The 7,443-nt window shown below is 75.9% G+C and carries 8 protein-coding genes and 2 pseudogenes; 2 read left to right on the top strand and 8 right to left on the bottom strand.

The genetic code is table 11. From position 1 onward, the window contains the following. Positions 1 to 596 (top strand): annotated as a pseudogene (locus tag ABEB16_RS05565) (hypothetical protein); the annotation flags it as partial. A 42-nt stretch (positions 597 to 638) separates the two neighbouring features. Here the strand turns inward: ABEB16_RS05565 and ABEB16_RS05560 are convergent. The 4 genes from ABEB16_RS05560 to ABEB16_RS05545 all read right to left on the bottom strand — a co-directional run bounded on the left by ABEB16_RS05560 (position 639) and on the right by ABEB16_RS05545 (position 4,330). After that, positions 639 to 1,571, bottom strand: coding sequence for an NADP-dependent oxidoreductase (locus tag ABEB16_RS05560; protein ID WP_345711273.1), 933 nt, complete (start codon positions 1,569 to 1,571; stop codon positions 639 to 641). A 118-nt stretch (positions 1,572 to 1,689) separates the two neighbouring features. Then, positions 1,690 to 2,646, bottom strand: a complete 957-nt coding sequence (locus tag ABEB16_RS05555) for an NADP-dependent oxidoreductase (RefSeq protein ID WP_345711271.1) — start codon at positions 2,644 to 2,646, stop codon at positions 1,690 to 1,692. 93 nt (positions 2,647 to 2,739) lie between these two features. Next, positions 2,740 to 3,666, bottom strand: coding sequence for a helix-turn-helix domain-containing protein (locus ABEB16_RS05550; RefSeq protein WP_345711270.1), 927 nt, complete (start codon positions 3,664 to 3,666; stop codon positions 2,740 to 2,742). Between the two features lie 88 nt (positions 3,667 to 3,754). Beyond that, complete coding sequence (locus tag ABEB16_RS05545; protein WP_345711272.1) at positions 3,755 to 4,330, bottom strand: helix-turn-helix domain-containing protein; 576 nt, start codon at positions 4,328 to 4,330, stop codon at positions 3,755 to 3,757. A gap of 48 nt (positions 4,331 to 4,378) precedes the next feature. Here ABEB16_RS05545 and ABEB16_RS05540 point away from each other — a divergent pair. Next, positions 4,379 to 4,924: pseudogene (locus ABEB16_RS05540) on the top strand (class I SAM-dependent methyltransferase); the annotation flags it as partial. 102 nt (positions 4,925 to 5,026) lie between these two features. Here the strand turns inward: ABEB16_RS05540 and ABEB16_RS05535 are convergent. From ABEB16_RS05535 to ABEB16_RS05520, 4 genes are all read right to left on the bottom strand, one after another. After that, positions 5,027 to 5,161 (bottom strand): hypothetical protein, encoded by a 135-nt coding sequence (locus ABEB16_RS05535; protein WP_345711269.1) that lies wholly within the window; start codon positions 5,159 to 5,161, stop codon positions 5,027 to 5,029. Between the two features lie 168 nt (positions 5,162 to 5,329). Then, positions 5,330 to 5,668, bottom strand: a complete 339-nt coding sequence (locus ABEB16_RS05530; RefSeq protein ID WP_345711268.1) for a DUF3349 domain-containing protein — start codon at positions 5,666 to 5,668, stop codon at positions 5,330 to 5,332. Positions 5,669 to 5,707: 39 nt separating this feature from the next. After that, positions 5,708 to 6,025, bottom strand: a complete 318-nt coding sequence (locus tag ABEB16_RS05525) for a hypothetical protein (RefSeq protein WP_345711267.1) — start codon at positions 6,023 to 6,025, stop codon at positions 5,708 to 5,710. 10 nt (positions 6,026 to 6,035) lie between these two features. After that, positions 6,036 to 7,253 carry an inorganic phosphate transporter gene (locus tag ABEB16_RS05520; RefSeq protein WP_345711266.1) on the bottom strand — a complete coding sequence of 406 codons (1,218 nt, stop codon included), beginning with the start codon at positions 7,251 to 7,253 and terminating at the stop codon, positions 6,036 to 6,038. Positions 7,254 to 7,443 lie beyond the last annotated feature (190 nt).

Raw genomic sequence — 7,443 nt, 5'->3', positions numbered from 1 at the left:
ACCTCGAGCGCACCCTGGCGCGGGAGGCCGGCGCGGGCGCGCCCGGTCGCACCCGCGCCGCCGGGCACGCCGCCCCCGGCTGGCACCCCGGCCAGCTCGTCCTGCCGCTGGGCGACCTGGACGCCGCGAACCTGCCCAGCGGTTCCCCGGCACCCGGTGCGCGCGAGCGGATCGGCGCCGAGCTCGACGTCCTCGGCCTCGACGTGTCCGACCACCTGATGACCACGTACGCCGCGCACCTGGCGCGCTGGGGGGTGACCCGCGCCGCGGACCTGCTGGGGGTCCGCAACGGCGCGGAGGTGCTGCTGGCGGGGGCGCGGGTGGCGACGCAGACCCCGCCGATCCGCTCCGGCCGGCGCGTGGTGTTCTGCTCCCTGGACGACGGCACGGGGTGCGCCGACGTCACCGTGTTCGCCGACGTGCAGGCGGCCACGAGCAACCACGTCCTGCTGCGCTGCCCGCTGCTGCTGGTGCGCGGGGTGGTGCGCCGCACCGGGCCGCGGGGGGTGGGCGTCCGGGCGCTGGCGCTGTGGAACCTGCAGGAGGTGGCGGTCCGGGGCGACGGGTGGGCCGTCGCCGGCGGCGGTGCCACCTGACCGTGCGGCGGGTCCACCCGGTACGGGGTTCCCGTGCGGGTTTCACCCCGGCAGGACGACGACCTTGCCCGGGATGCGGCCGGCGGCGGCCTCGGCGTGCAGGGCGGGCAGGTCGGCCAGCGCGATGCGGCGGGTGACCTCGACCCGCAGGTCCCCGGCGTCCACCAGGGACACCAGTTCGGCCAGGCGCTCGCGGTTCGGGCGGACGAAGACCGTCACCGCGCGGACGCCGCGGGTCTCGTCGCCCGGGGTGGGCATGAACGCGGTGGTGCTGACGACCGCTCCGCCGTCGCGGACCAGGGCCACGAGCGCGGCGAACTCCTCGGGGTCGAGAGGTGCGAGGTTGAGCAGCACGTCGACCTGCTCGTCGACGGCGCTGAGCGGGTCGGTGCGGGTGTGGTCGACGATCTGGTCGGCGCCGGCGGCGCGGACGGCATCGGTGCTGCGCGGGCTGGCGGTGGCCACGACGTGCACCCCGGCCCGCTTGGCCAGCGCGACGGCGTACTTGCCGACGACGCCGCCGGCCCCCACGACCAGCACCCGCTGACCGGCCTGCAGGGCGCCTTCGTCGAAGAGGGCCTGCCAGGCGGTCAGCGCCACCGACGGCAGACCCGCGGCGTCGGGCAGGGGGATGCTCGTGGGCGCCGGGACCAGCGCCTCGGCGGGGGCCAGGACGTGCTGGGCGGCGCCGCCGTCGCGTTCCATCGGCAGGAACCCGATCACCGCGTCGCCCACGTGCAGGCCGTCCACGCCGTCGCCGAGGGCGTCGACCGTTCCGGAGACGTCGTAGCCGGGTACGTGCGGCAGCTGGACCGGGATGGGCAGGAACCCGGCGCGCATGCCGTCGTCGGCGGCGTTGAAGGCGGACGCCGCCACCCGAACCCGCACCTGCCCGGCCGCCGGGACGGGCAGGGCGATCTGCTCGTGCTGCAGCACCTCGGGTCCGCCGGTCTCGTGGAAGCGCACGGCCGTCATGGTCCTGGCGCCGTCGGTGGTGTTCGTGGTGTCGGTGGCCGTCGTGGTGGTGTCCACGGTCGTGGTCCCTTCGGTGGTGTCGGGTCGTCGGGGTTCTTGCGGTCGTCGGTGGTGGGGGTCAGGCCGGGGGCGCCAGGACGACGACCTTGCCCGGCAGCCGCCCGGCGCCGGCCCGGGCGTGGAGTGCGGGCAGGTCGGCCAGCGCCACCCGCTGGGCGACGTCGACGACCAGTTCGCCGGTGTTCACGCGGGCGACCAGGTCGGCGAGCTGGTCGGCGTCGCTGCGCACGAACAGGTCGATGCCGCGCACCCCGCGCTCGTCGTCGGAGGGCGCGGGCATCCAGACGGTGGTGTTGACGAGCCTGCCGCCGTCGCGGACGAGCGGGACCAGCGCGGTCAGCCGCTCCGGGGTGACCGGGGCGAGGTTGAGGACGAGGTCGACGGGTTCGGTCACCTGCGCCGTCACGTCGGAGAGGGTGTGGTCGACCACCTCGTCGGCGCCCGCGGCCCCGACGCGCCCGGCGCTGCGCGGGCCGGCCGTGGCGATGACGTGGGCGCGGGCCTCCTTCGCCAGCTGCACGGCGTACCCGCCGACCGCTCCGCCGGCGCCGTTGACGAGGACCCGCTGACCGGCGGTCAGGCCGCCGTGGTCGAACAGCGCCTGCCAGGCGGTCAGGCCCACGAGCGGCAGGACCGCCGCGTCGGTCAGCGAGAGGTCCTTCGGCGCCCCCGTCAGGACCTCCGCCGGTGCGATGACGTACTCCGCCGCCGCCCCGGCCGACGTCATCGGCAGGAAACCGACGACCTCCTGCCCGACGTGCAGGCCGACCGCGACGGCCTCCACGCCCTCCCCGAGCGCGTCGATCGTGCCGGCGACGTCGATGCCGGGGGTGTGCGGCAGGGACACCGGGATCGGGCCCTGCATGGCGCCCGCGCGGATGGTCGCGTCGACGCCGTTGAACGACGTGGCGGCGACGCGGATGCGGACCTGGCCCGCACCGGGGGTGGGCGTCTCGACGTCCTCGTACCGCAGGACCTCGGGCCCGCCGAACTCGTGGAAGCGCACTGCCTTCATCGCTGGACCTGCTCTCGTGGGTGCCGTCGGTGTGGTCCGCGGATCCGGTCCGCGGTCCTGGTGACGCACCCAACGTCGCAGGTCCCGGCGCGCTCAGCCTGGGCCGGCTTGGCCCACCTCCGGGCCCACCCCCGGGCCCACCCCCGGGCCCACCCCCGGGCCCACCCCCGGGCCCACCCCCGGGCCCACCTCGACGACGGCCCGCCCGTCGCTCGCGCCGACCAGTTCCGCCAGCCGGGCCTCGTCGGCCGAGCCCGGCGCCGCGGTGAGCATCACGGCCGCCAGGTCGTCACCGGGGATGGCGATGAGGTTGCCCACGAGGGTGACGGAGTCGCCGTCGGACTGGGTGATCGTCGCGCTGCTCTCGTAGGCGTGCACCGGCCGCGGTGCGCGCCACAGGGTGTCGAAGCGGCGGCTGCGGGTGCGCATGTCGTCGACCATCGCGGCGAGCGAGGTGTCGGCGGGGTAGCGCAGCAGCGAGCCCTTCAGCCGGCTCACGAGGACCGCCTCGTTGTCGTCGGCGTCGGCCGCGGACTGCTCGAAGGCCTCGAACGGGTCGCGGAAGATGCGCCAGGCGACGTTCCACTGCCAGCGGTCCCCGGTGAGGTTCCAGTGCTCCAGGGCCAGGAACGCGCTGTTGACGGCGACGACGTTCATCGCCGCGTCGGAGACGAGCATCGGGGTGTCGGGGAACCGCTCCAGCAGCCGCGTCGCACCGGGGCCCACGGCGGTGGGCACCTGCCCGTCGGCGGCGGCGTAACCGGCCAGTGCGCAGAGCCGCTCGTAGTCCGCCCGCCCGGCCCGCAGCGCCCGGGCGATGGCGTTGACCACGCCGGCCGAGGGGTGGCTGCGGCCCTGCTCCAGCCGGCGCACGTAGTCCGCGGACATCCCAGCGAGCTCACCGAGCTCCTCGCGCCGCAGCCCGCGCACGCGGCGGCCCCCCGCCGGCAGCCCGACGGCCGCGGGGGGCGTGCTCTCCCGCAGCCGGCGCACGGCCGCGCCGAACTCGTGCCGCTCCACGGCTGGAGTGTGCCCGAACACCTTCGTGCCCGGTAGGCCCTGCTCGCGGCCGCGCACCGCAGCCCGCGGGCCGCGCCGCAGCAGTCCGTCACGGCTCTCCCGGCCGGCCGTGCAGGTGGGCGCGCTCGCCGTCGTGGTCGAGCACGGTGAGGATCTCCACCGGCCCGCCCTGGGCGCCGATGGCGTGCGGGACCATCGTGGAGAACTCCGCGGCCTGGCCCGCCTCGACGAGGACGGTGCGCGGGCCCAGCCGCAGCCGGGCGGTGCCGGAGAGCACGGTGAACCACTCCCGGCCCGGGTGCACGCCGAGCTGCTCGGCCCGGTCGGGGGTGATGCGCATCTTCGCGACGGTCGTGCCCTGCGCCGCCCGCTCGCGCGACAGCAACCAGGTGGTCAGCCCCGGCGCGTGCCGGGGTTCGGGGCGGATCACGACGTCCTCGTCCCCGGGGGGTTCCACGAGCTGGTCGAGGGTGGTGCCCAGGGCCCGGGCGATGGGCACCAGCAGGTCCAGGGCGATCCGGCGCTGGCCGGTCTCGATGCGGCTCAGCGAGGAGGGGCTGAGGTGGCAGCGGGCGGCGAGGGCGTCCAGCGACCAGCCGCGCGCCAGGCGCAGGCTGCGGATCCGCTGCCGGACCACGGCATCCAGGTCGACCTCTTGCGTCATGCGCAAGACGGTATGCCCCTGGCGCAGTGACGTGCCTACCGTGGTGGCATGACGGCACACGCCTCCCCGCAGCACCACGGCCACCGCCACGGGCACCACGACGACGCCGAGCTGGCCGAGCTGCTGGAACTGGACGCGCGGCTGCTCGTCGGCTACCTCGACGGGGCGACGGCCTGGATCGCGCAGCAGGCGCCCGACCGGCCGCGCAGGGTCGTCGACCTGGGTGCCGGCACCGGCGCCGGCACGCGGGCGCTGGCCCGGCGCTTCGGCGGCGCCGAGGTGGTCGCGGTCGACTCCTCGCCGTCGATGCTGGAGCGCGTCCGGGCCGCGGCCCGCGAGGACGGTTTCGCCGACCGGTTGCGGGCGGTCCAGCAGGACCTCGACGTCGCCTGGCCCGATCTCGGCGTCGCGGACGTCGTGTGGGCGTCCTCGTCGCTGCACGAGGTCGCCGATCCCGACCGGGTGCTCCGCGACGTCCACGACGCGCTGCGGCCCGGTGGCCTGGTCCTGGTCGTCGAGATCGCAGCCCCGCCGCGCGTCCTGCCCGACGGGGCGGAGGCCGACCTGGAGCAGCGCTGCCACGACGCCCTGGCGCGGGTGGGCTGGAACACCCACCCCGATTGGGCCCCCCACCTGGAGCGGGCCGGTTTCGCCGACGTGCAGCGGCTCCGGTTCGAGGCGCGGTCCGACCCGGGCTCACCGCTCGCCGCGCGCTACGCGCACACCTGGCTGCGCCGCCTGCGCCGCGGGCTCGGCGACCGGCTCGGCGCGGCGGACCTGGGCGCGCTGGACCGCCTGCTGGCGGACGACGGCCCCGACGCCGTGCTGCACCGCCGCGACCTCGTGGTGCGCGGCAGCCGCACCGCCTGGGCGGCGCGGCGACCGCGGTCCCGACGTGCGCGGTCCCGACGTGCGCGGTCCCGACGTGCGCGGTCCCGACGTGCGCGGGGGCCCGACCCGCTCCGGTCCGGGCCCCCGCGCCGCGCGGGGGTGCGCCGTTCAGCGGTCGGGGGCGTCCGCCAGCGGCCAGCCGCCCGCCGCCAGGCGGGAGGAGACGCGCCGGACGTCCTCCGCCGAGGCGGTGTCCAGGGTCGCCTCGCTGATGAGCCGCTCGACGTCGGCGGTGGTGATCTCGGTGCCCTGCGCGGCCAGGCCGGCCAGTTCGGTGGCGATGTGGTGCACCTCGGCGTCGGTGCACTTGCGCCGCAGCAGGCCGAGCAGCACCACGTAGTCCTGCTGCGGGACGCCTGCCGGGTAACCGGCGCGCAGCCAGCCCAGCGCCCGGCTCGCGAAGCCGGTGCCGGTGCCGATCTCGGTATCGGTGTCGGTGTCGGTCACGGTTTCCCCCTCGGGTCGGAACTCGTCCTCGGTGGCCGGTCAGTGCTTGTCGACGAGCGTCGGGTAGACGTGCTCGAAGCTCAGCGCCTTGCCGAACCCGCCGGCGACGATGAACGTGATGCCCAGCGCCACGGCGAGCAGCACGACCGCGAAGCAGGCGATCCCCAGCACGCGCCCGGCGGGGTGCCCCACCGGGCCGGCCGTGCCCGCGGCGTGCGCCTCGGCGTCGCCGCCCGCGCCCCAGGCCATCGCGCGGATGCCCACCGAGAACAGCACCGGCAGGCCGGCGCCCAGGACGAGCGAGGCCAGCAGGATCCGCCACAGCGCCTGCAGCTCCAGGCTGAACGTGTCCGCCATCCGGTCCTCCTCAGGCCGCGATCGGGGTGCGGGCGGCGTCAGGCTGCGCCTCCCACTCGTCGTTGACGTTGCCGGCGTGGACCGGGGTGCGCCGCGAGCGGGCGTACATCGCGGCGGCCGCCGCCACGAGGATCGCGGTGATGACGCCGGCGCCCAGCAGCCCGCCGCCCAGGACGTGGGCGATCCACCACATCAGCGCGCCGACCAGGCCGGCCGAGGGCAGCGTGATGACCCAGGCGACCACCATGCGCCCGGCGACGCGCCAGCGCACCGTCGCCCCCGGCTTGCCGACCCCCGTGCCCAGGACGGAGCCGGTGGTGACGTGCGTGGTCGAGAGCGCGAAACCCATGTGGCTGGAGACGAGGATGACCGCGGCCGACGACGTCTCCGCGGACATCCCCTGCGGTGGTGCGATCTCCACGAGCCCCTTGCCGAGCGTGCGGATGATCCGCCAGCCACCGAGGTACGTGCCCGCGGCGATCGCGACCGCGCACACCGCCTTCACCCAGAACGGGATGGACTCCGTGCTGCTCCAGTGCCCCGAGGCGATGAGCGCGAGGGTGATGACCCCCATCGTCTTCTGCGCGTCGTTCGTGCCGTGGGCGAGCGAGACGAGGGAGGCGGAGCCGATCTGCCCCCAGCGGAACCCGGTGTCGGTGAACCGCGTCGCGACCCCGGTGACCACCCGGTAGACGAGCCAGGTGCCGACCGCCGCGACGACGCACGCCAGGACCGGCGAGGCCAGCGCCGGCACGATCACCTTGCCGACGACACCGTCGATCTTGCTGCCGTCGCCGTTCCAGTTCACCCCGCTCCAGCCGAGCCCGGCGACGGTGGCGCCGACGAGGCCGCCGAACAGCGCGTGCGAGGAGCTGGATGGCAGCCCGAGCAGCCAGGTGAGGAGGTTCCACACGATGGCGCCGATGAGCCCGGCGAGGACGATGAGCAGCAGCGCGCTGCCGCCGCCGGTGAGCAGTTCCGGGCGGGGCGCGCCGTCCGGGTCCTGGATCTTGACGACGGCGTTGGTCACCGTGAGCGCGACCTCCACCGAGAGGAACGCGCCGATGAGGTTGAGCACCCCGGAGAGCGCGACCGCGGCCTTGGGCGGCAGCGCGTGCGTCGCGATGGAGGTGGCCATCGCGTTGGCCGTGTCGTGGAAGCCGTTGGTGAAGTCGAAGGAGAGGGCCACCACCACGACCAGGGCCAGGATGATCGTTGCTGTCTCCACGGTTCCAGCGTGGGTGTGCCGGGGGAGGGCCGACACCCGGGGTCGGGTTCCCTCGGCAGAGTTCACGCCGACTTCACCGCGGGTCCACCGCCGGGTGGAGCGGTGTGGTCGTTGAGGCCCGGCGGGCGCTCAGCGGCAGAGGCCGCGGCGGTCGCGGGCCCGCAGCCGCACACCCGGCAGCGCGGGCGCC

Source organism: Kineococcus glutinatus (assembly GCF_039542765.1).
GTDB lineage: Bacteria > Actinomycetota > Actinomycetes > Actinomycetales > Kineococcaceae > Kineococcus_A > Kineococcus_A glutinatus.
Note: the sequence above shows the minus strand (reverse complement) of the source record. Positions and strands in the feature narration are given on the sequence as shown.

Bases quoted from the DNA above. Each gene is read 5' to 3' on its own strand.
- ABEB16_RS05560 (WP_345711273.1), bottom strand. From the start codon at position 1,571: ATGACGGCCGTGCGCTTCCACGAGACCGGCGGACCCGAGGTGCTGCAG.
- ABEB16_RS05555 (WP_345711271.1), bottom strand. From the start codon at position 2,646: ATGAAGGCAGTGCGCTTCCACGAGTTCGGCGGGCCCGAGGTCCTGCGG.
- ABEB16_RS05545 (WP_345711272.1), bottom strand. From the start codon at position 4,330: ATGACGCAAGAGGTCGACCTGGATGCCGTGGTCCGGCAGCGGATCCGC.
- ABEB16_RS05525 (WP_345711267.1), bottom strand. From the start codon at position 6,025: ATGGCGGACACGTTCAGCCTGGAGCTGCAGGCGCTGTGGCGGATCCTG.